Origin of the sequence: Sphingomonas sp. M1-B02 (genome assembly GCF_026167525.1) — a bacterium.
Lineage (GTDB): Bacteria > Pseudomonadota > Alphaproteobacteria > Sphingomonadales > Sphingomonadaceae > Sphingomonas.
On sequence record NZ_CP110679.1, the window covers coordinates 2,678,173 to 2,699,752 of the forward strand.

A 21,580-nucleotide genomic window follows, 5' to 3' on the forward strand; every position below is an offset into this window, starting at 1 on the left:
TAACGCCGGGAATATTCGCTCTCCAGAAGATTTGCGGAAGTGCCGGCAGAATTGCGCACTCCCGATCCAATTATCTCCCCAGACCGCCGATCGCAGGTGGCCAAATTCCTGGTCATTTTCACCGCGGGTGTGCCGGCGGTACCGTTTTGGTTTTCGGCCCTAGATCTCCCTGTTCCGAAGCGATTTACAGGGAATTCGGATCGAAAAACAGGCGTGACGAGGAATCTGCCCGCCGAATGCGAGGATTTCTGCTGTGTTGGAGGGGTCCATTCCCTAGACAAGATAACAGGGAATTCGCGCAAATGTATCAGGGGACGCACCGAAGAGAACAGGCCCTCTTCAGCCATTGATCACGGATGGACCGAGAAACCATTCGATCTCCAGCTCATAAAGCCGATTGACAACAAATATAGACCTAGCTGATTGAATTTGCTTGATAATTTGACAATCGGACGGGGCCGCATTATTGCCAATGTCGGAGGTGTTACCTCCCCCATGACGCAGATAGTCGCATCAGCGGCGCAGCAGACGGGATCACTCGGGGCGCGACATCACGCGCCTTTCACTTGTTCAACAATTGGTTGGGCAGGCGATGTGGTCGTGCGCTGTTGCTGCTCGATTTCTCGCTTGTCCTTCCGCCATGAAGGATTTGATCATGAGAAAGAAGCCTACATCCTCTGACGTAACCAAGACCGGGCCTAGTGCCGTTCTTCGAAATCTGTCCAGCGCTATCGAGCAGCGGCTTGGCCCGATCGAGTATCGGCCCCTGGCCGACGTGATCCCGTACGCTGGTAATCCGCGGGCCCATCCAGAGAAGCAAATCGTCCAGCTGATGGCGTCCATTTGCGAGTTCGGTTTCCCCATGCCTTTGCTTGTCGATGTCACGGGCGAGCTGATTTGTGGGCACGCGCGCCACGAGGCAGCGAAACGGCTCGGCCTTGAGCAGGTCCCGGTACTCGTCGCTCAGTTCTGGAGCAAAGCGCAGATCAAGGCGTACCGCCTAGCCGACAATCAGCTGGCATCGGCAGCATCGTGGGATGAAAACCTGCTGAGAATTGAGCTCACCGGCATCATCGAATTGGACGAAGTCCCGATCGAAGTGCTGGGCTGGGAGACCGGACAAATCGATGTAATCCTCGATGGTGCCTCGCTCGCCGAGGACGATGCCGCGGACGTGATACCGGAGGCGCCGTCTGATCCCGTTACGCGCCTCGACGATATCTGGGTAATGGGCAAGCATCGCCTATCATGCGGATCTTCGCTCGAGGCAGAGTGCTGGTCGAAATTGATGGCCGGCAAGATGGGCGCGCTGTCTCTGAACGATCCGCCCTGGAACGTGCCGGTGAACGGTCATGTATCCAGCACAGGCCGCCACCAGGAATTTGCGATGGCGTCGGGTGAGATGACGCCCGAGCAGTTCGTGGAATTCAACGCAAATTGGTTCGCAAAGTCCTGTGCGCATCTGAAGGACGGGGCGCTCGTGATGGCGTTCATGGATCATGCCCATCTGTTCGAGCTTATGACGGCAGCGCGGCAGGCGAGGCTCAAGCACCTAAACCTTTGCGTCTGGGCTAAGACGAATGGCGGGATGGGGAGCCTGTATAGGAGCCAACACGAGCTAGTGTTGGTGCTCAAGCACGGGTCCGCTCCCCACACCAACATGGTCGAACTCGGCAGGCACGGTCGGTATCGGACCAATCTATGGCTGTGCGCAGGAGCGAACGTCTTTGGCGCCACGCGCGATGCAGATCTGGCAGCACATCCAACCGTCAAACCCGTGGCGCTACTGGCCGAGGCTATACGTGATGTGACTCGGCATGGCGAGATCGTCACCGATGCCTTCTCTGGATCTGGTAGCACCATCCTCGCGTGTGAGCGCACCAAGCGGGTCGGCTACGCCATCGAGATCGAGCCCAGATACGTGGATGTCGGCGTCTACCGCTGGGAGAAGATGACCGGCCGGCAAGCTGTTCTCGAAGCGACCGGTCAGACGTTCTCCGAAGTCGCCGCCGAACGCTCCGTCGCGCTTCCCGTCGCGGCGTGAAGCTAGCCCGCAGCCGTTAACATCTGCGCAAACGGTCATGCCTCAATCTGCCGTGGGGCATGGCCGAGCAGATCGATTATTTTCGGAGTTCCTAGTCATGAGTTCCACGACCAACCAATCCGCCGCGGTCCCTTCTACGCATCGCCCTGAGATCGTCGCGCGGCAACGCGTGCGGCGAGCACCCGGCAGTCAGCCCGAGGTTCCGGCAACGGCCGCCGTATCGCTGGCAGTTAGTAAGCCGGCCAGCGGTTCGTTTGACAAACAGCAAGCATCACCCGTCGGCTACAAGATGCCCCCGCTGCACACGCGCTTTCCGAAGGGCCGCTCTGGCAACCCCAAGGGGCGTCCTAAAGGCTCCAAAGGCCTCAAAACTCTGATTCGTGAATTGATGACTGCAAAAGTGACAATTCGCACTTCTGGAGGTCCCCAGCGCATGACCCGCATGGAGGTGGCGCTCCACAAGGTTGCGGAGAAGGCATTTTCGGGCGACCTACGCTCGCTGCAAACCCTGATCTCTCTTTATGCGGACAGCGTGCCGGACGAGCAGCCAAAGAGCGGCGACAGTGAGCGCACCGTACCAGTGTTCGATATGGACGCACATGACCTCGCGATCCTTGAGGCCTTGCGCGCGACCGTTGCCGCCGAAGAGCGAGAACCGTCATGAACGAGCTTTTGTCGGCCGCGTTGCGGCAGTATTTCTCGCTGTTCTTGGCTCGGGTGTTCGGCGATTTGCATCCTGGCGCGGGTCCGCTGGGCCGGTCCTGGTATTTGGAGGCGATCTGCCAAGCATTGATTGGTGCGACCGGGTCTGAGGGGGCGCGGCTGGTCATCACAATGCCACCCCGTCATCTCAAATCCATCGCGGCGTCGGTAGCTCTTACCGCGTTCTTGCTGGGACGTGACCCGACGCGCCGGATCATGGTTGCTACCTACAGCCAGGATCTCGCCCGTCTGCACGCGACGCAGTGCCGGGCCATCATGCAATCCGAATGGTATCGCCGATTGTTTCCGGGAACCGTGATTGCGGACGACGGAAATCGCATGCTCGAGATCGTCACAACGAAGGGAGGCGGCCGAAAGGCCGTTTCGGTCGGTGGTACGGTAACGGGCTATGGCGCTGACATCATCATAGTCGATGACTGTCTTAAGGCGGACGATGCACGAAGCGAGGCCAAGCGCGAAGAGGCGAAAGCCTGGTTCGACGGAACGCTGGCAACCCGCCTTAATTCCCCAGGCGGCGGTGCGATCATCTCAATCTCGCAGCGCCTGCACGAAGTCGATCTGGCAGGGCTATTGATCGAAAAGGGCTATGATCACCTCTGCCTGCCCGCCGTCGCGGAGCGTGACGAGCGAATTCAGATTGGACCACATCGCTACCATCAACGCAGGGTCGGCGACGTGCTCGATCGCCCGGGCCTCACACGCGAGAAGCTGGAAGCCGAACGGCGCAATCTCGGGCCTCAGGTCTATTCTGCGCAATACCAGCAGAACCCGGTAGCGCCTGAGGGCAATCTAATCCGGATGGACTGGTTCCCCACCTATGAAGGCGAGATATTGCCGGAGGACTGCGAAAAGGTCTTCCAGAGTTGGGACACCGCCTCGAGTGAGGAGCCGACGGCTGATTTTTCGGTCTGCACGACATGGGGGTATCGGGAGAGGCGGTTTCATCTGCTCGATGTATTTCGCGCCAGGCTCGCTTTCCCGGACCTCAAGAAGGCGGTGCTGCGCCACCAGCGCAGGTGGCAGCCAGACCAGGTGATCATCGAGGACACTGGAACGGGCAAGTCGCTGTGGCAGGAGTTTCGCTCCAGCGGCGAATTGCGACCGCAGATGTGGGCTGTCTCTGGCGACAAGGAATCCCGCTTAATTGGTGTTACCGGACAGCTTGAGGCTGGGATGGCCTTTGGACAGAGATCTGCGTTGCCATGCCGGCGATCCAGGCGCTTGGCGAGGGCTGGGACGTGACGGTCATCACCGATGCGTCGGGCGGCACCTCGGTGGAAGCGCATCAGGTTGCGGTTCAGCGCATGATCGCCGCGGGCGCGAACATGATGACGTGGCTGGCCCTGGCAGCGGAATGGCAGCGCGACTGGGCCCGGATGGAAACGGCAGGCGCCATGACAGAAATCATGAAGCACCACGCCGCCGGCAGCGGCATCGCTTTCCTGTGGGAGCAGCAGCTGCTCAACACACCGGTGATCCGAGCCAGAGGCAGCACCGCTCCGATCACCGGCTTGACCAGGCCGCGTTCGACAAGGGTTGTCACCGCGTCCAGTTTGCCTCGGTTCTGCCGGGTGAAGACGAAATGGTAGGCGGCGTTCTTTCCCCAGGCTTCGACCAGGTTCTGCGGCTGCGCGATGTCGACGATGCTGACCACCCGTCCCGCATCTGCGAGCGCGAGCGCACTTCTCGTCAGCGTATCGCCGCCGATGGTGTCGAACACGACGTTCACCCCTTGCCCCTGCGTCAGGTCCGCCACGGCGGTGACATAGTCATCGAAGGTATGGTCGATGACCTCGTCCGCTCCGAGCGAACGCACGAACGCATGGTTGCTCCGGCGCGCTGTCGTGATGACCCGCGCGCCGATCGCCTTGGCAAGCTGGATCGCCACCGTACCGACACCGCCGGCACCGCCGTGGATATGGTTTCGTGAACGGCGAGCTGCGCACGGCTTACCAGCGCTTCCCAGACCGTGCCACCGACCAGCGTGAGGCTGGCCGCCTCCAGATGGGTGATGTTGCGTGGCTTGCGGGCGACCAGTTCGACATCGGCCACGTGCTGCTCCGCGGAGGAGCCCGGACCGCCAAAGATCTTTGGGGTGTAGTACACCTCGTCGCCGACATCCAACTCGGTCACGTACTCCCCCTTCTCGTCCACGACGCCGGAAACGTCGTGACCGATGATGGCGGGCAGAGGCACGTAGTCGACGTAGTCGCCACGTCGGATCTGATAGTCGAGGGGATTGATGGCGGTGGCGTGAACGCGCACCCGGACCTGCCGAGGGCCGACAGCCGGTACGGCAACATTGCGCAGCTCAAGAGCGTCGAAGCCACCGAACTTGCTGAGGACGATCGCTTTCATGGTGCTAATCATGCTCTTACCTTTTCTCAAGTCCGACTGTGGGTCGTCTAAACCAGCGGCAGCGCCAGCAGGCCGGACCCGGACATCGGCGGCCCTTCACTGACGCGGGACGAACACGTCCTCAGGCGAGTGCGCCCGCGTCGGCGTTGAGGATGGCGCCAGTGATCACGCTCGCCGCGGGGCTTGCGAGGAACACAACCGCATTCGCGATCTCGCGCGGTTCGGCATAACGCCCGAGCGACGTCATGCCCCGCTGGAAGTCGGCGCCGTCGCCAGAGGCGGGGTTCGCATCGGTGTCGGTAGACCCGGGCTGTACGAGGTTAACGGTGATACCACTGGGGCCGAGTTCGCGCGAAAGTCCGCGCGTGAACGACGTCAGCGCGGCCTTCGAGACGGCATAGGCAGTGACGCCTGGAAACGGGACCCGCTCGCCCAGACCCGACCCGATGGTGACGATGCGCCCCCCGGTCGGCAGATGCGGGATGGCGGCCTTGGCGAACAGCATCGGCGCACGCACGTTCACGTCCATGAGCTTCTGATATTCCTGGAGGTCCAGTTCCGCGATCGGAGCGTAATATCCGATCGCGGCGCTATTGATGAGGATGTCGAGCCCGCCGAGCGCGGCGACAGCCTCGCTGACGGCGCGCGTAATCGCCTCGGGATCGGCGCTGTCGGCCTGGATAGCGGCGGCGCCTCGCCCTATCGCCTCGATCGACTCGGTCACCGCTCGAGCCTTCTCGGCCGAATTCTGGTAGGTGAAGGCGACGTCGGCGCCGTTCTCCGCCAGCGCCACTGCGACCGCGGCGCCGATCCCGCGCGATCCCCCCGAAACTAGCGCGCGCTTTCCACTGAGGTCGATCATCGACTTGTCCCTCCTGGTCGCGAGGGATCGCGACGATGTCAGACCTATTCTGGGATCGGAATCCGGCTTTGCTTAGGCTTGGGAACTGCTCAGCTGTGTCGCCGAAGCGGGAACACCGCCGGTCAGGACATCCCCGGGACGGATGGCGGAGGTCGGTCCGGCGGCGGGATGAATTCGCAGTCGATCCCGCGCTAACGGCTACCCGGCAACAAATGGCCCGAGGCGCACTCTTGAACTATTCCGCAGGCGTCACCATCTGGCGCTCAAGGCAAGTTTGTTACCTCGCCAACGAGATAGCCAAAGTGTGTTTCCGGTCACTCCTGACGGCTAATATTGGAAAAAACTGGGCTTAGGGGCCGCTCTGGATCAGGGCGGCCCCTTTTCATTGGGCGCTGCCGCTCGTCCGCGCTTCGGCAACTTCAGGCTCCAGGATCGCCCTGGTGGCACCCCTTCACCGAAGCTCACTGAATGGGATATCACCCAGGTTAGTTGCCGGCATTTTGGGGAAGGCCGTGTATCCAGGCCGCCTGATGTTGCGCCGGGTTTCATCGTAATAGACCGAGAGAATCCCCGACAGCAGGAACTGGAAGCCGTGGTGCAGGTGCTCCTCAGTCTGCTCCAAATAGCGGTATTTGGCCTTCTTGTTCTGCTCCGTGATCTTTTCCGGCGGCCTCGCTTTGAAGACGTGCCAACCCGATAGGTCACCGATGAAGCCGACCATGTCGTCGTAGGAGACGGGCGGCGTGTAGATATCCTTCAGTTTTTGGAAGATCTGTTTTTCCTTGGCCACGGCGCTGTCGGCCAACTCGGCGGCCGCGCCGACTAACGCCAGAAAAGGTCCGCGGCGCCGTTGCTCGGGTTTGTTCCGATCACAGCGGCAGATATGCGAGACATTCAGCAGCGTCTTACATTCCACGGCGATGTCGGCGTCTCGAAGTTTCTTCTTGACGGACAGAACGGCCACTACGCCCTCCGGCGGAACGATCACCGTCTCGCCCATGCGCTGAAACACCGGATAGGTGCCCGTGTCATAAACGATGATGTCCAGCTGGCTCGAGTGCGCGTCCGTCTCCTTGGATCTAGCGCGGTCGTTCTTGCCGGTTTTTACAGCCGGCCGCAGTACGAAGCCGGTGAGAACCTCGAGATCTCTGGGCAGGTATTTCTGGAGATAGCTGCGTATTAAGGCCTCAACGTAGCGGCCATCCTCGCCCCGGTGCTCCGCCCCTTCCGTGACAGGGTGCGGCAGCAGCGTTTCAAATTGCCGGTACACGGCCAAAAGCGCGCTGACTTCCTGGTTCCAGAATTTGCGGAGCCTCTGACCGTCCATGGCGCCTTTCTGCCTGACAAGCGTCGACCTGCAACTAGCTGCCGCGCGGGCCCTGGGCAATCGGACGATGTGGGCGGCTAGAGGAACGGCCAAGACTGGGACTTTCCGCTCATTCCTGCAGCACGGACGGATCGCCGGTCTGCACTGAGTATTCGAGTAGTCACCGCACGGCCGTCACGTTGTGCGGTGCCGATCTTCAACGAAGTTCCACTAATCGCGATACGCGCGGACGAGCAGGGTTTGGCGAGCAATTTGTGCGCCGAGTAGCTCTGCAATGGTGGCAAGTCCGGCGTCCAGATCATGCTTGCGGCCGCACAGGAAGATATCGATGCACGCGGTGCCATATTCGGGCCAGGTGTGGATCGAGATATGCGATTCGGCGAGCATGGCCACACCGGTGACGCCCATGCCGGAACCGAAGCTGTGAAGCCGCACTTGGAGCAAGGTCGCGCCCGCCGCCGTAGCTGCGTCGACCAAGCACCGCTCGATGTGCGCGGTGTCGTCGAGCCGCTTGCCGCCGGTCAGGTCCGCGATCAGGTGATGGCCGTCGAACCTATCCGTCACAACAGACTCTCATATCCATGACCGAGCAGGGCCATCGCGTCCTCAGCGGCGCGGACGCCGTGATAGTGCGCCTCTTCGAAAAGCGACAGGCCACTAAGATCGGAATGCGCCAGAAAAAGGGGTGGTTTCGGCCGGGCCGCTTCGCCGTGCTCAAGGAAGCCCGGCGTCGGGCGGATCATGGCGTGGCCCCAGCGCCATAGCTCAATGCTGCGAATCGCATCGTCGAGATCAGGATGCATGGCGAGCAGGTCGTCGCGTACCATGCGTTTCCATTCCTCGGCGGGCCGCGCAAGCAGCAGGCGGCGGCCGACTTCCGGAGTCATGTCCGACAACGGCAGATACCACGTCAGCACCGTGGCATTGGTGATCGCGGCCGGCCCCTGGTGCGTTGCGACGACATAGCCGAGCGAATTGCTGGTGCTCGACACATTGTCCCAGGCAAGCGGCACGCCGCGGCCCTGCGGCAAGCGATCGACGGTGATGTTGGCAACCAGCCACGGCGCGTAGCTGAAGCCCTTGGCATCGCCCGGAAGCGGGCACAGCCTTGCAGTGACGAAGTGCGGGGTCGCCAGGATTGCGGCGCGGGCGCGTGTGCGGACGGTGCGGTTGGCCGCAACATCGAAACTGTCGACCGTCACGCCCGGTTCGTGCCGGGCAACGGAATGGACGATCCGGCCAGAGGCGATCCGATCGGGGAAGGCCGCGGCTAGGCACTGGACCAACCGTCCATTGCCCTCCGGCCAGGTGAGTTCATTGTCGCCCGCGCCATTTGCCGCCCAGCCGCGCCGCCCGGCGAAATAATGAATGCCTGCCCAGGCGGAGACGGCATCGGGCTCCGTCCCGTAATCGTCGCGCATTGCGTAGCGGACATGCGCACGCAACACCGGCGACTGCCATCCTTGGCCATCGAGCCAGTCGGCGAAGGATCGGCCGTCGAGTGCGCGCAGATGTGGCTCGTATGAGCTATAGGCCACCGGCGAGGCGAAGCCGGGCTTGCCGTCGCTGCCGACATAACTCGAAAAGCGCCGCATCTGCGCCGCGAACGCGGCGAGGTCTTGGCGGTCGCGATCGGTGAGACCGGTACGTGGGATCAACCCCTCTTGCCAGCGCCCCTGCCAGAACAACCGCTCCTCAAGATCGGCGCAGAGCTGTTCGGGATCATAGACGGGCACGCCATCGGCATCGCCGGTGATCATGCCGAACTGGCGGAGCATGTGCCGCAGCGCTTTTGCCTCGCGGTTGGCCACGGGCAGATAATGCGCACCCAAGGGATAGGCGGACACGGCATTGCGCCCGTTTCGCGCGTTGCCGCCCGGCTGGTCCTCTAGTTCCAGCAGCTTGAAGCGGGTGAACCCGGCATCGGCAAGCCGCCATCCTGCCGAGAGGCCGGCCACTCCGCCGCCGGCGATCACAATATCGGCATCTTCGGTAACGCTTGGCGCTGGAAAGCCGCCCATTCGCAGCCGGTGACCGCGCGCGAGGTCTGCGCCGCCGAGCTGTCCCGGCGGCAGCGCCTCCGGCCCCTTGAGCGCATAGGCCAGCCCGCCTGCGGCCGCCGCCGACGCCACGCCCAGCCCCAGCACCGCGCGCCGGTCAGCCTTCATATTTGCTCCAGGCGTCGGCGAACTCGCGGACGAGCACCTGATTATCGAGCCGGTTCACCGGGGTCGGCCGGCGCGCCATATCGGGAGGGAAGTCGAACAGGCGCCGGTCGCCTTCCAGAGTGAGAAAGCGTCCCCCCGCCGGGATGCGCGCCTCAGCGGGAATCGGCCCTGCCCCCGCCAGCATAAAACCCCATTCGCCGAAGCTCGGCACATAAACATGATACCCGCGAGTCTGAAAGCCGGCTGCCTCCATGGTCGTCGCGACCGTCCAGAACGCCATCGGGGCGACGAGCGGCGAGGTGCTCTGCACGGCGATCATACCGCCCGGAGCGAGCAGCTTGCGGAGCGCGCGGTAGAAGGTCTCGGTGTAGAGCTTGCCGACCGAATAATCGACCGGATCGGGGAAATCGACGATGATCGCGTCATATTGTCCGGGATTCTCGCGCGCCCAGCGAAACCCGTCTGCATTGATGACGGTCATACGCTTGTCGGTGAGCGATCCCCGGTTGAGTGCGGTCAGCATGCCCGTCTGCGAGAACAGGCTGGTCATTTCACCGTCGAGATCGACCAAGGTCAGCTTCTTGACCTCGGGATGCTTGAGCACCTCGCGTGCGGCCAGCCCGTCACCGCCGCCAAAGATCAGCACGTTTGCCGGATTGACGACGCGGCCCAATGCCGGATGCACCAGTGCTTCGTGATAGCGATACTCATCTTGCGACGAGAATTGCAGATTGCCATTGAGATAGAGCCTTAGATCATCGTCACGTCGGGTGAGCACCACGCGCTGAAACTTGGTGTTCACCGCATAGATCACCGGCTCGCCATAGCTGCCGACCTCCGCCCAGCGCTGGAGGCGGTCCGACGCGACGAAACCACTGCCAAGCGCCAGGAGGACGAGGATGGCCGCCACCTTTTCGGCGCGGAAACGTGATGTGCGCGGCAAAGCGAACAGCAGTGCGAGTGCCACCCCGGCGTTGAGTATTCCGAACAAGAAGCCAGTGCGGATCATGCCGAGATGGGGCATCAGCAGCAGTGGGAATAACAGGCTCGCGACCAGCGCTCCGACATAGTCGAAGGTTAGCACGTTCGACACCGTTTCGCGGAAATCGAAGCCGCGGAGGATCCGGATCAATAGGGGGATTTCCAGACCGACGAGGAAGCCGATCGCGAGAACCAGCCCATAGAGCGCGACGCGAAAATGCTCGATCAGAGGGAACAGCATGAACAAGGCACAGGCCGAAGCGCCGCCCAACGCAGCGATCAGCAGCTCGACCCGCACGAACAGCCGCATTTCGTCGCGCTTCACATAGCGAGAGCACCAGCTGCCGACGCCCATTGCGAACAGATAGGTGCCGATGACGGTGGAAAATTGAGTGACGCTGTCGCCGAGCAGATAGCTGGCAAGCGTACTCGCCAGCAGTTCGTAGATCAGGCCGCAGGTTGAGACGACAAAGGCAGAGACCAGCAGTGCGATGGCAGAGGCCGACGCGCGTGGTTTGGGAGCAACCGGATCGCCCTCAGCCATGAATCGCGGCGGCGACGATGATCGCCAGGCCGATCGCCACGGCGCCGGCAAAGATGGCGACCGCGACATTCTGCTTCTGTTCGATCTCCTGCCACAATTTGCCGGGTGTCAGCAGATCGAGGATGACGAAGCCAACGACGAAAACGACGATGCCGATGACCGAGTATAACAGGGTGCTCAGCACCGCGGGCAATGTGGTGACCATATGCAGATTCCTATTTGTGAGTTGGTCCGCGAACGCCGACGCCAGAGGTGCGGGCCTGTCCGCCTTCGGCAAAGGGCGACCAGGCAAAAATTCCGGTGAATAGGCACAAGCCGATCACCGCCATGCACCAGGTTCCATACAAGAAACTGCGTGTGGTCATTCGTCCTCCTCCACTACCGGCGCGAAATCGCTTTCGGCTTTGCGGGCCTTCTCGAAGGCAAGATGCATGAGCAGTGCGCCCAACCAAGGCAGGCTGATCAGCAGCAAGGCGATCAGGATGTTCGAGGCGTAGAGCGTGCCGTGGCGCACTTCCACATGCACGACCGGTTCGTTCGTCGGCTCCATCCAGCCACCGTCGGGAAACGCCATGCCCGACTGGCTCCAGCGATTGCCCTTGTATTCGACGATCAGATCGTATGTGCCCGCCGGCACGCTGGCGATCGATATCTGCGACCGGCGCCCACCCTCGGTCCAGGGGCCGTCGGTGTCTGCACCGGAATAGCGTTCGGCGGTGCCATAGGCCTCATAGACCTGCTGCGTCGCGCGATTGACCAGCGTATAATCGAGATCGACCCAGCCATCCTCTAGCCGCGGGACATCGGCGCTGATTTCCACATATTGATAGCGGTTCGGGAAGGTGATCGGCCCCAGCGTGGCGCTTTGCTCCTTGCCATAGGCATCAACCGGGAAATGGCCGGCATCGGTCCAGCTGCTGCCCCCAAAGGCGAACGCCAGAACGACCAGGAATAGCGCCGCGACCACAGCAATCTTGGTGGCGGTGCCAAGCCATTCCCCCCATTTCGAAGGCTCGTGCGGCAAGGGTGGCCAGGCGCGGAGTTCCGGCCCGATGCCGAACGCGCGCGCCATTTCACGGCGCGGCAACCACTCGTTGAGCGTCCAACTAACCTCGCGATCATTTTCCTCGCGTGACAACATGAAGCCGGGCCGCACCCAGTCGCCGGTTTTGACCGTCTCTCCGACGGCGACGCGCCAGTAGAATTCCCCGATTACGCGATCTACCCGCGCTTCGCCCAGGAAGAAGCGCGTATAATAGCCATCGTCGAGGCTGTAGGTGTCGTACGTCCGCCATTTCGGCATGCGCGTGAGAATCGTCCCGAAGCTCCAGCCGCCGCGCACTTTCACCAGCCAGCGATATCCTTGATACGGGTTGAAGAGGAGATACTCCTCCCAGCCATAGTTGCCATTCTCGGAGCGGGAGAGATAGCCGATCGCTTCCCACTCGACTCCCTTTAGCGTGCCGCGCGTCCCGAGCGGAATCTCGAGGCTGAGATTCATCTCGTGATACTGCGTAATTAGCTTCACGTGCGGATCGGCGACGTCGAGGATCGAGCCGCAATATTGGCATGCCACATGGACCGTATAGCCAGCCGCACGCAGCTCGACCGTCCCGCCGCAACTCGGGCAGTTCAGCGTTCGGATCGCCGGCGCGGGCTGCGGCTGGATGTCGGGATCAGCCGGCATAGTCGGGCAGTGCCCATCCCTCGATTTCGCGCAAGCCTGTCGGCGCCAGTTCGGCAAGGGTCACGTAGCGGCCAGCATAGAAATCCACCGCATCGCCGTCGCGCTGCAGATTGGCGATCTCGCCGTTTGCACCGCGCATATCGACATTATACACGCGCCAGCCCGGCTTGGGCACGAACGGCAGCTCGCCCTCGGCAGTGACGCACACCGCGTCGCGGGCATCGACGATGGTCATTTGCCCACCATCGAGCTTGATCTCGGTGCCGGGGATCCCCTTGCCGCCACCGGCTATTCCCTTGAGGGCGTGGGTACGCACAGGACCGAACGGCCGCGGGCGCAGCAGCATGAAATCGCCCATTGCTTCGCCGAGCCAGGCATGGGCGTCGTCCTCGAACAGCATCAGCCATTCATTCCAGGTGCCGTCGCTCCAGCTCCAGCGAACGCGGCCGATCACTTCGAACCCATAGCCGTCGATCCGCCCGCGCATACCGAGCCGGACCGGGCTTACATCGAATGGGAGGACAGCCGCCAGGCCGACCTGCTCCAGCCCGGCGTCGCTGCGCACCAGCATCGCCCGGCAATAGTCACACACCCGCGACGGCAATGCCGGCGAGCGGAACACGACATCGGCGCCGCAATTGGGGCAAGGCAAATGCAGGCTCATCGGGATTAGCGAATGCGGCCGAGCAGTTCGGTTTTCTTGGCGTCGAATTCGGCCTGTGTGATCGCCCCCATGGTGAGCAATTTGTGGAGCTTCTCGATCTGGGGATAGGCTTCGTCGCTAGAGGCGGCAGGTGCTGCGGCACCGCTACCCATCGCACCCGACATGCTCTGCCCGATCGCCATGCCCGCAGCCATGCCGGCACCCGCGCCGGCGACGCCGCCCGACTGGCCCGCTGCCGTTTCCAGTGCCTCGGCGCTCTGGAAGCGCAGGAACCGGTCGAGATCGCCCACCACACGCATCGAGCTCGCCTTGTCGAGATGGGACTGGACCTCCTCGGGCAGCGACAGGCTCTCGATATAGAAGCTGGTGCAGCTCAGGCCCCATTGCTCGAATGCTGGCTCGACCGCGGCCTTTAGTTTTTCCGACAGCGCCGATTGATTGGCGGCAAGATCAAGGAATGCGGTATCGCCGCCGCCCAGCGCCGATGCGACCGCAGCGGCAATGGAGGCGCGCAACTGCGGTTCGATATCGGCAACCGTCAGCCGATCGAGCGACCCCATCATCTTGACGGAGAAGACCGCGACATCCTCCACCCGGAAGCTGTAGCTGCCGAATGCGCGAACCCGCAGCGGCCCGAATTCCTTGTCGCGCACCGTGATTGGCTGCGCGGTGCCCCATTTCAGGCCGGTCTGTTCCTTCTGGCTGAAGAAATAGACATCGGCCTTGAATGGCGATGCGAAACCCTTGTCCCAATTAAGCAGCGCGGTGAGCACCGGAAGGTTGCTGGTCTCGAGGGTATGCAAACCGGGCAGGAACGCGTCGGCCAACTGGCCCTCATTGTTGAACAACGCGATCTGACCGCTGCGCACGGTGAGCTGCGCCCCGTTCTGGATCGCGCGATCCTCCATCGGATAGCGGATCGCCAGCGTGCCGGGCTCATCGACCCAATCGATGACATCGACGAACTGCTTCGAGAAAAATCCGAATATGCTCACGGGCCCTCCATCCGCAGCAGAATAGAGATTTACGACCACTATCCAACACCAATAACGCTTATGCAGGGCCAGCGGTCTGTGCTTGCTGATGCGCCTTCAGGCTAGGCCATTTCGATCATAGCGTTGCAGGGTTGAACGTCTGTTTTCTAATCACCGAGCCCCGAAGCCCGCCAGTCAGCAAACGGCCCACTTTCCGCCGTTCAGCACCAACCCGTCACGACGGCAGTTTCTGGGCCGGTTGCGGCCAGACCGCTTCTAGCGGATGGACGACGTAAGCGGTCACCATTTCTAGTCACCAAGGGATGTGTCGCAGCAAATGATTTTCACCGGATGGTAACGGTGAAAACGGTATGCTAATGCTCAGATATGGCAAATGTGATTCCTTTTCAGACGCCTCGCAGCGCATCCACGCCTGCCGAACTTTTCCTGCGGGTTGGCGAAACTCACTACGGTCAGGTCGCCAGCCTTTACGCGGAGGGTAGGCTACCCATCCGTCGGGCGATCTTCGACGCCTCCAAGCTCAAGCATCAAATCGATTTCATCAAGACGCTGCGCGACGACAGGGTTGAGCTGACGCTCGATACCAAGGCGGCCGAACTTGCTGCGTTGACCCGCTATCAGGGTAACCCATCCGGTGCGCCATGGGCCGGTGGCACGCTGCATCTGCCGGGAATGTTCGACGAAGCGCGGTGCCAGGCGATGGCAGAGCATATCGCACAGATCGCCGTGGAGCGTGGTTTTGATCGCGTTCTTTCGCCATCTCATCTGTTGCGCGAGGGCCTGCTCGACCCATGGTTTGCGATCGACAAACGGCTGTGCGAAGCGCTGCGCAAGGCACTGGACCGGTCCGGCGGCACGCATATCGCAATCGATTATAATCTGATCATCGAAGAGCGTCCGCTTCGCGACGAGGCGGTTCGGTCGGCCCTGCTCCACCAGCTGGATGCACTGCCTTTCGAGAATCTCGCGCTGCGCGCTTCGCATTTTGGCGGCGACGCCGAGGCGCCAAAGCTGCGGGCCTTCATCAACATGCTCGATCGACTGATGACGGGCGGTCGTCCTGTCGTCGTCGATCATGTCGGCGGCCTTGTGGGACGCGCGCTGCTGGCATTCGGGGTGGCAAGTGGAATTGCTCACGGGCTCGACGAGCATATGCGGTTCGATGGGGCGCCGTGGAGTCGCCTGCCAAAGGACAGCGACAAGGACGACGAGGGTCGTGGCGGTGCGGCCAAGCGTATTTCGATAGCGCTGCTCGACCGGTCGCTGACCGTGCCGGAACTGACCGCGCTGGTGAATGCCAAGGGCGGCCAGCGTCTTGTCTGTTCGGATCGCAATTGCTGCCGCAGCCTCGCTGACATGACCAACCATTCCAAGCGACATTCGATTTTTCAGGAGACGAAGGCGCTGAGCGCGCTCGGGAGCGTGCCGGACCTGATGCGGACACAGCATTTTCTCGACAAGGAAGTCGCCGAGGCCGATCGCTTTGCCAGGCAGATTAAGGAACTGAAGCCGGTTGCATCCGAGTTGAAGCCGCGGCGCGGGCAAAGTCAGGAGCAGGCGGCCGAGAGCCTTTCGCTCCGCCTGTCGAAACAGTCGCTCCGCAATGAGAAGATCCGTGCGAGCCTCGAGAACCTGCATTCGGTGCGCGGACTCTCGGCACCGCGCATCGGGCGGGCGCACCTCGCCGACCGCGTGCGTGCGGGTGGAAGGTCATGACAGCATGAATGCCGTTACCCGCTTCATTGACAGGTTACAGGACGATGGCGGCCTGAAAGGGACCGATATTGCCAATTTCGCCGATGTATCGTCGGCAACCGTACACCGTTGGAAAGCCGGCTCACATGCCCCCAAGCCCGACGTACAGCTGCTGCTGGCGCGGCTACACTATGTGGTGAGCCGCCTCGACGAATATTACACCCCCGAAGAAGTTCGCATCTGGTTGTATTCGGAGCATCCGCAGCTTGAAGGCCAACGGGCGATCGATTTGATTGTAAACGACCGCACGGCCGACGTAATCGCGATCCTCGATCGCCTCGATGCCGAGGCTTATCTTTGAGTCAGGACTATCGTCTGCCTCGGCCGCAGGCGTTGCTGGACGCGATCGAGACCGAAACGCCGATCGCGCTGACCGCGCGGCTGTGGCGGGTGGTGACAGATGGCCGCGATCCGCTGAGTGCCGGTCGATCGGGCGGACGGTGGGACGACGGCAGTTTCGATGCCCTTTACACATCTAGCGACCGCGACGGTGCGTTGGCGGAAGCATGGTTCCACGCAGCGCGCGGTCAGCCGATTCCGCCCTCCAAGCCCATAAAACGCATCCATCAAATCAGCGCAGAACTCACCCGTGTGCTTGACCTTTCCGGTGAAGGCCGACTTGCTGCATTGGGCGTCGACATGCAGCTCTACGGGCAACTTTCCTATGTCCAACGTGGCGGCGAATATCCCACCACGCAACAGATCGGCGAGGTCGCATTCTTCTACGAATATGAGGCCGTCGTCGTGCCCAATGCGCGGTGGCCGACGAGCAATGTGGTAATTTTGACTGAACATTCCAGCATCTCAGCACTCACCACTGACGATGGCGAGCTGATCGATCTGGCAGCCTGGCGCGCAAGTAACCGGCCAAAGTGACCAGACGACAGAACGGTTCGGCGGTAGACTGACCAGCATGGCGTGAGAGGCACATCAATAGTCTGAAGGCAGGCCGGCAGCGGCCCAGGAATCGAACTCCGCGATGACGATCGCGAAGTCGCGCTTTTCCTTCGGTCCGCCTTTGTGGACGATCCCGACGACCTCATCATTAAGGTCGATCACCGGACCGCCGGACATGCCTAAAGTTCACTTCGAGGAGCTTGATCAGGCTCTTCACCGTCGTGGAGCTGACCGTTCCGTCGCGGAAATTGACCTTATCGGCTGGACTGAAGTCGGGATAACCGATCGCGACGATGGGATCGCCGGTCACGGCGGCGGTCGCACTTTTGCTCATCTCGTAAAAATCGGTTGCAGGAATTGCGTGCGTCAGGATCGCAAGATCACGGTGCTTTGAATAGTGCGTGACAGAGACAGTGAACTTGTTCGATGGCCGCGATGGGTGATGAACCGTCGCTTCCTTCACTCCAGCAACGCAATGCGCGGCTGTGACTAGTCCAACACCCATAAGAAAAAACACGCTGCCCTGCGAGTATTTGTCCATGTCATTGAGGTGATGCTCGATCACCCACACGGACCTGTCCAACCGTTCGAGTCGGGTCGGTTGGACCTTGATGGCCTGCTTCGGGAAGGCGGTGTTGAAACGGAGGGCGAGCGCGCGATAGACCGGATCAGCAAGACCTTTCACATTGCCGAGCCAGGCAATCTTACCCTTGATATGAGAACTAATGTCGGCTTTCCCCCCGAAGTCGGCGGCATAGCGAACTTGAGCCGCAGCTGCGTCTTTTTCCACTGCATAGAGTGCCGCGCGAACGTTGCGAACGAAACGCCGGTCAACGTTCAGTCCATCATTCACCTTCAGCCCCGTCACCACGCGGCGTGAGTGCTTATCTGCGTAGTGAATTTTCTCGGAATTGAGCGCGAACCCGTTGTTGGCAAATGCCGCCTGCAGCTCGGCTGACAAAAGCTCGGGGGCAATTTGACCAGTTGGCGGCAATGTGCCGTCGAACAGCGGGGCAAGCGGTCGCAGACTCGAGAGGCTGATATCATCCGCATAGCGCGTGTAGATGCACTTCGCGTCCTTCGCGAGTCTGAGCAACGTCCGGTCGAGCCGGAAGCATATCATGTTGGAAAGGACCGGGCTGGCGGGGCCGCCTTGCGGCAGATGGCCGCTGTAGCAGCAGATGCGGGCGACCGTTTCCGCCGCATCACTCGGGACGCCAATGACGTGGAGAATTCCGGAGACCCTGCGCTCAGTGATCGAGCCGAAAAAATCTTTGATGTCGAGATTGAGGATGAAGCGCTGCTTGAGATGGGAAGCTGCATTCGACTTGACGGATTTGCCGAGGACGTAACCGTGGACCGGCCTACGAACCGGGTACAGCTTGTCGAGCAGCTCAGCGAGCTGGCGCTGGAGGAATTTTAGCCGCGGATCGGGAGCGTTGATGAGCCTCGGCTTTCCGCTTTTCTTGGCGACATCGAAGCTCTGGTACATTTTTTCCCGATGATACCAAATCTTCTTCAGCTCTGCTTGGGAGACGCCGAGATAGGCAAGGAGCGCGATCTTGCTCGCAAGTTCTGGTGGTATCGGTACGTGGATTGGAGCGGGGACGCCGAAGCCTAGCCAGCCGTTGGGCACGAGGTCTCCCTTCCAATCACGCCACGGTCAATCATCAATCGTCATGGCGCGCACGACGTGTCTAGACATTTGCTCTTACGCCGCAGTTACTACAGCGCGTATGCGAGGGGAGACCTCGTCCAGATTGAGTATCAAGGAAACTAAGTCCTTTCTAGCCGCAAGAAAAAAATGGGCGCTGTCGGAACGGCAGCTTTCAGGGATAGCGCGAGCCGTAACGAACGACCGGTTTTGGGGCGCAAAGCGGACGCCCCACCCAAGGAACATGACGCCGAGTCACGTGCCGGTTTGCGCTACCTAAGCGACATGTCACCTCGGGATGCTCGCCGAACCATTTTGCCCCGATCTGGGAGCTATCAGCAAGCAAATGGACGCGCGGAGTATTGGTTCGCTCCAGCATATTTTTACATAGAATTAGATCGCGTTCCTTGAGGTGACCGCGGGTGGGCCGAAAGCGGTCCGGCAAATCGCGGGACGAAAGCCCGCAATTGCTGCCGGTTGGCGAGGGTGATCAGAGCAGCGGCCTGCGACCGAATTGCCGGTATCCGGTGGACATAGCGCAGCCAGGCAGGGAGGCGCCGCAGGCAGAGAACTCTCGTTCAGGTGCCGGTTGATAGCACGACTTCGGGACGAGATTGCTGGCAGTTCTCGCAGTTTGCCCTTCGCTCTGCGTAGGCACCTGCGCAAAGTCCGCAGTTCTGGACTGCAGCCTTGCAATTCTCTTTGGAGGACATGGGCTTGCAGTAAGAAGTCAAGTTTTTGATAAGATTTATAAAATCCCTCAATTCTTGCTCGGCTGCCCGATAGCGCAATGACATATTGCCGCACGCGCAAGGCGTTTCGATGCCCCCCACGCCGGGGGGCCACCTTGACTTGCAAAGGCGATTTCGGTCCCTTCACGTCACTGATTCCGGGGTCTTCCCGAAACATTAAATTTGGAGCTTTGGGATGCGGTGGCTGCTCTCGACTCTGGCGGTGGCGCTTGCGCCACTCGGCGTACAACCGGCCGTCGCGCAAAACCTGTCCAACTACAGCCCGGAGGCGCTGGATCGCGAAGTCGCGACGATCGCCGACGCGCGAACCGCGGTGATGGTTCCGATGCGCGACGGGGTTCGGCTGTCGACAAACATATACTCGCCCAAGGGCAAAAGCGGACCGCTTCCGACAATCTTGTGGAAGACCCCCTATAACGAACACAAGCTGCGGGGCTCCACGCTGCGCTATGCGATCGAGGCGGTCCGCCGGGGCTATGTGTTCATCGTTCAGAACGAGCGCGGTCGCTATTATTCCGAGGGCAAGTTCGAGATACTCGGCAAACCGCAGACCGACGGCTATGACACGCTGACCTGGATTTCGGCGCAGGACTGGTCGAACCATAAGGTCGGCACGCTCGGCTGCTCGTCGTCAGCGGAGTGGCAGCTAGCGCTCGCGGGGCTGAACCATCCGGCGCATGCCGCGATGGTGCCGATGTCCTCGGGCGCCGGGATCGGGAAGGTCGGCCGCTTTCAGGAGCAAGGCAATTGGTACACCGGCGGCGTGCCGCGCAATCTGTTCTTCGTGTGGCTTTACGGCGTCGACAATCCGCAGCGCGCGCAACTCCCGGCCGACCTGGACGAGGCGACGCGGGCCCATGTCGCCCAGTATAACGATCTCAACGCGTCCAAGCCGAAGGTCGACTGGAACAAACAGATCAAGCATCTGCCGGTGTCCGATCTCCTGTCCGATCTTGGCGAGCCCCCGGCGACGTTCGAGCAGTTCATCGGACGCACGCCAAGTGATGCTGGCTGGCGCGAGGGCGGGCTCTATCACGAAGATATGGGCTGGGGCGTGCCCGCCTTGTGGTTCAATAGCTGGTACGACGTCTCGATCGGGCCGAACCTGGAGCTGTTCAACCATGCGCGCACCGCCAACACGGACCGGGAGGCGAGCGCCAACCAATATGCGGTGATCGCGCCCAATGTGCACTGCGCCTATGCCACGCTGGGACCGAATAACAGCGTCGGTGATCGCAACATGGGCGACACCAGCTTCGACGTGAATGGTGCGGTGTTCAGCTGGTTTGATCGCTGGCTGAAAGGCGATGCGCGCGCCTTCCCCGCGACCACCCCGCGCGTCCGCTATTTCCTGATGGGCGCGAACCAATGGGTCTCGTCGGAAAGCTGGCCGCCCAAGGGCACCGAGATGGTACGCTTCTATCTGCGCAGCGGCGGCGGCGCCAACAGCCTGAACGGCAACGGGCGACTCGATCGCGCCGCGCCGGGCACCGAGCCCGCCGATCGCTTCCGCTATGATCCGATGAACCCGGTGCCGACCGTCGGCGGAGGCGATTGCTGCAATGGCGGCATCGTAGTCCCCGGCGCGTTCGACCAGCGTGGAGTCGAGGCGCGCAACGACGTACTCGTCTACACCAGCGATCCGCTCAAGGAGCCAATGGAAGTCAGCGGCTTCGTCAACGCAGTGCTCAAGGTCTCGTCGAGCGCTAAGGATACCGATTTCGCCGTCAAGCTGGTCGATGTGGCGCCGGACGGCACCGCCTGGATCATCGGCGATACGATCTTCCGCACCCGCTATCGCGACGGCTTCGACAAGTCGGTGATGATGGAGCCGGGCAAGGCGTACACGATCACGCCGTCGCCGATCGCGACCAGCATCCGCTTCGGCACCGGGCATCGTATCCGGGTCGAGGTGACGTCGTCCAATTTCCCGAAATTCGTGCGCAACCTCAATACCGGCGGGCCCAATGAGCGGGAATCGACCGGCGTGGTGGCGGACAATGTGGTGCACCATACGAGCGACAATCTTTCCTATGTCGAGCTTCCGATCGTGCCCGCGTCCCGCGGCAAGCGATGACGGCCGATCCGGCGTCCGCCGCAGACTGAGACGATAGCCCAATATTCCTGGACCGCGGCCGAGGGGGCGCCGCGATCCGACTGTCACGGAGA

19 protein-coding genes and 2 pseudogenes are annotated in these 21,580 nt (G+C 61.5%); 8 read left to right on the forward strand and 13 right to left on the reverse strand.

What is annotated here, in order from left to right; genetic code table 11:
• Positions 1-640 precede the first annotated feature (640 nt).
• The 4 genes and pseudogenes from OKW87_RS12945 to OKW87_RS17560 form a co-directional block, all read left to right on the forward strand.
• Complete coding sequence (locus OKW87_RS12945; RefSeq protein WP_265540115.1) at positions 641-2,044, forward strand: site-specific DNA-methyltransferase; 1,404 nt, start codon at positions 641-643, stop codon at positions 2,042-2,044.
• A 97-nt stretch (positions 2,045-2,141) separates the two neighbouring features.
• Positions 2,142-2,708, forward strand: coding sequence for a DUF5681 domain-containing protein (locus tag OKW87_RS12950; protein WP_265540116.1), 567 nt, complete (start codon positions 2,142-2,144; stop codon positions 2,706-2,708).
• Positions 2,705-4,009 (forward strand): phage terminase large subunit family protein, encoded by a 1,305-nt coding sequence (locus tag OKW87_RS12955; RefSeq protein WP_265540118.1) that lies wholly within the window; start codon positions 2,705-2,707, stop codon positions 4,007-4,009. Before OKW87_RS12950 ends, OKW87_RS12955 begins: the two co-directional genes overlap by 4 nt.
• Positions 3,979-4,044, forward strand: a pseudogene (locus OKW87_RS17560) (hypothetical protein); the annotation flags it as partial. The gene OKW87_RS12955 and the pseudogene OKW87_RS17560, both read left to right, overlap by 31 nt.
• 20 nt (positions 4,045-4,064) lie before the next feature.
• On the opposite strand, the gene OKW87_RS12960 reads toward OKW87_RS17560, so the two are convergent.
• From OKW87_RS12960 to OKW87_RS13010, 11 genes and pseudogenes are all read right to left on the reverse strand, one after another.
• Positions 4,065-4,655 carry a zinc-binding dehydrogenase gene (locus tag OKW87_RS12960; RefSeq protein ID WP_265540119.1) on the reverse strand — a complete coding sequence of 197 codons (591 nt, stop codon included), beginning with the start codon at positions 4,653-4,655 and terminating at the stop codon, positions 4,065-4,067.
• Between the two features lie 212 nt (positions 4,656-4,867).
• A pseudogene (locus tag OKW87_RS17565) lies at positions 4,868-5,137 on the reverse strand (alcohol dehydrogenase catalytic domain-containing protein); the annotation flags it as partial.
• A gap of 109 nt (positions 5,138-5,246) precedes the next feature.
• Positions 5,247-5,987, reverse strand: a complete 741-nt coding sequence (locus tag OKW87_RS12970; RefSeq protein WP_265540122.1) for an SDR family NAD(P)-dependent oxidoreductase — start codon at positions 5,985-5,987, stop codon at positions 5,247-5,249.
• Between the two features lie 451 nt (positions 5,988-6,438).
• Positions 6,439-7,314 (reverse strand): DUF6602 domain-containing protein, encoded by an 876-nt coding sequence (locus OKW87_RS12975; protein WP_265540124.1) that lies wholly within the window; start codon positions 7,312-7,314, stop codon positions 6,439-6,441.
• A 210-nt stretch (positions 7,315-7,524) separates the two neighbouring features.
• Positions 7,525-7,878, reverse strand: coding sequence for an adenosylmethionine decarboxylase (gene speD / locus OKW87_RS12980; RefSeq protein WP_265540126.1), 354 nt, complete (start codon positions 7,876-7,878; stop codon positions 7,525-7,527).
• Entirely contained in the window at positions 7,875-9,482 is a 1,608-nt protein-coding gene (locus tag OKW87_RS12985) for a flavin monoamine oxidase family protein (RefSeq protein ID WP_265540128.1), read from the reverse strand. The genes speD and OKW87_RS12985 overlap by 4 nt, the downstream gene beginning before the upstream one ends.
• The gene (locus OKW87_RS12990) at positions 9,472-11,007 is read right to left on the reverse strand and encodes a polyamine aminopropyltransferase (RefSeq protein WP_265540130.1); all 1,536 of its coding nucleotides are present in this window, start codon (positions 11,005-11,007) and stop codon (positions 9,472-9,474) included. Before OKW87_RS12990 ends, OKW87_RS12985 begins: the two co-directional genes overlap by 11 nt.
• Complete coding sequence (locus OKW87_RS12995; RefSeq protein ID WP_265540133.1) at positions 11,000-11,212, reverse strand: DUF350 domain-containing protein; 213 nt, start codon at positions 11,210-11,212, stop codon at positions 11,000-11,002. The genes OKW87_RS12990 and OKW87_RS12995 overlap by 8 nt, the downstream gene beginning before the upstream one ends.
• Before the next feature lie 156 nt (positions 11,213-11,368).
• Positions 11,369-12,694 carry a DUF4178 domain-containing protein gene (locus OKW87_RS13000; protein WP_265540134.1) on the reverse strand — a complete coding sequence of 442 codons (1,326 nt, stop codon included), beginning with the start codon at positions 12,692-12,694 and terminating at the stop codon, positions 11,369-11,371.
• Positions 12,684-13,358 carry a DUF4178 domain-containing protein gene (locus OKW87_RS13005; RefSeq protein ID WP_265540136.1) on the reverse strand — a complete coding sequence of 225 codons (675 nt, stop codon included), beginning with the start codon at positions 13,356-13,358 and terminating at the stop codon, positions 12,684-12,686. Before OKW87_RS13005 ends, OKW87_RS13000 begins: the two co-directional genes overlap by 11 nt.
• Before the next feature lie 5 nt (positions 13,359-13,363).
• Positions 13,364-14,353, reverse strand: a complete 990-nt coding sequence (locus OKW87_RS13010; protein ID WP_265540137.1) for an SPFH domain-containing protein — start codon at positions 14,351-14,353, stop codon at positions 13,364-13,366.
• A gap of 366 nt (positions 14,354-14,719) precedes the next feature.
• Here OKW87_RS13010 and OKW87_RS13015 point away from each other — a divergent pair, with 366 nt between their 5' ends.
• The 3 genes from OKW87_RS13015 to OKW87_RS13025 are packed head-to-tail and all read left to right on the forward strand — an operon-like array spanning position 14,720 to position 16,984.
• Positions 14,720-16,069 carry a hypothetical protein gene (locus OKW87_RS13015; protein WP_265540139.1) on the forward strand — a complete coding sequence of 450 codons (1,350 nt, stop codon included), beginning with the start codon at positions 14,720-14,722 and terminating at the stop codon, positions 16,067-16,069.
• Positions 16,070-16,073: 4 nt separating this feature from the next.
• Complete coding sequence (locus tag OKW87_RS13020; RefSeq protein WP_265540141.1) at positions 16,074-16,409, forward strand: antitoxin Xre/MbcA/ParS toxin-binding domain-containing protein; 336 nt, start codon at positions 16,074-16,076, stop codon at positions 16,407-16,409.
• Between the two features lie 32 nt (positions 16,410-16,441).
• Positions 16,442-16,984: an RES family NAD+ phosphorylase gene (locus OKW87_RS13025; RefSeq protein ID WP_265540142.1), complete on the forward strand. Its 543-nt coding sequence runs from the start codon at positions 16,442-16,444 to the stop codon at positions 16,982-16,984.
• 54 nt (positions 16,985-17,038) lie between these two features.
• Here OKW87_RS13025 and OKW87_RS13030 read toward each other — a convergent pair whose 3' ends face one another.
• Both OKW87_RS13030 and OKW87_RS13035 read right to left on the reverse strand, forming a co-directional pair.
• Positions 17,039-17,167: a hypothetical protein gene (locus tag OKW87_RS13030; protein ID WP_265540144.1), complete on the reverse strand. Its 129-nt coding sequence runs from the start codon at positions 17,165-17,167 to the stop codon at positions 17,039-17,041.
• Positions 17,154-18,641 carry a reverse transcriptase domain-containing protein gene (locus OKW87_RS13035; protein ID WP_265540146.1) on the reverse strand — a complete coding sequence of 496 codons (1,488 nt, stop codon included), beginning with the start codon at positions 18,639-18,641 and terminating at the stop codon, positions 17,154-17,156. Before OKW87_RS13035 ends, OKW87_RS13030 begins: the two co-directional genes overlap by 14 nt.
• A 945-nt stretch (positions 18,642-19,586) precedes the next feature.
• On the opposite strand from OKW87_RS13035, the gene OKW87_RS13040 reads away from it, so the two are divergent.
• Positions 19,587-21,488 (forward strand): CocE/NonD family hydrolase, encoded by a 1,902-nt coding sequence (locus OKW87_RS13040; protein WP_265540148.1) that lies wholly within the window; start codon positions 19,587-19,589, stop codon positions 21,486-21,488.
• The last annotated feature ends 92 nt before the right edge of the window (positions 21,489-21,580 follow it).

Coding starts and splice junctions, on each gene's coding strand:
- OKW87_RS12945 (WP_265540115.1), top strand. CDS start 641: ATGAAGGATTTGATCATGAGAAAGAAGCCTACATCCTCTGACGTAACC.
- OKW87_RS12950 (WP_265540116.1), top strand. CDS start 2,142: ATGAGTTCCACGACCAACCAATCCGCCGCGGTCCCTTCTACGCATCGC.
- OKW87_RS12955 (WP_265540118.1), top strand. CDS start 2,705: ATGAACGAGCTTTTGTCGGCCGCGTTGCGGCAGTATTTCTCGCTGTTC.
- OKW87_RS12970 (WP_265540122.1), bottom strand. CDS start 5,987: ATGATCGACCTCAGTGGAAAGCGCGCGCTAGTTTCGGGGGGATCGCGC.
- OKW87_RS12975 (WP_265540124.1), bottom strand. CDS start 7,314: ATGGACGGTCAGAGGCTCCGCAAATTCTGGAACCAGGAAGTCAGCGCG.
- OKW87_RS12985 (WP_265540128.1), bottom strand. CDS start 9,482: ATGAAGGCTGACCGGCGCGCGGTGCTGGGGCTGGGCGTGGCGTCGGCG.
- OKW87_RS12990 (WP_265540130.1), bottom strand. CDS start 11,007: ATGGCTGAGGGCGATCCGGTTGCTCCCAAACCACGCGCGTCGGCCTCT.
- OKW87_RS12995 (WP_265540133.1), bottom strand. CDS start 11,212: ATGGTCACCACATTGCCCGCGGTGCTGAGCACCCTGTTATACTCGGTC.
- OKW87_RS13000 (WP_265540134.1), bottom strand. CDS start 12,694: ATGCCGGCTGATCCCGACATCCAGCCGCAGCCCGCGCCGGCGATCCGA.
- OKW87_RS13005 (WP_265540136.1), bottom strand. CDS start 13,358: ATGAGCCTGCATTTGCCTTGCCCCAATTGCGGCGCCGATGTCGTGTTC.
- OKW87_RS13015 (WP_265540139.1), top strand. CDS start 14,720: ATGGCAAATGTGATTCCTTTTCAGACGCCTCGCAGCGCATCCACGCCT.
- OKW87_RS13020 (WP_265540141.1), top strand. CDS start 16,074: ATGAATGCCGTTACCCGCTTCATTGACAGGTTACAGGACGATGGCGGC.
- OKW87_RS13040 (WP_265540148.1), top strand. CDS start 19,587: ATGCGGTGGCTGCTCTCGACTCTGGCGGTGGCGCTTGCGCCACTCGGC.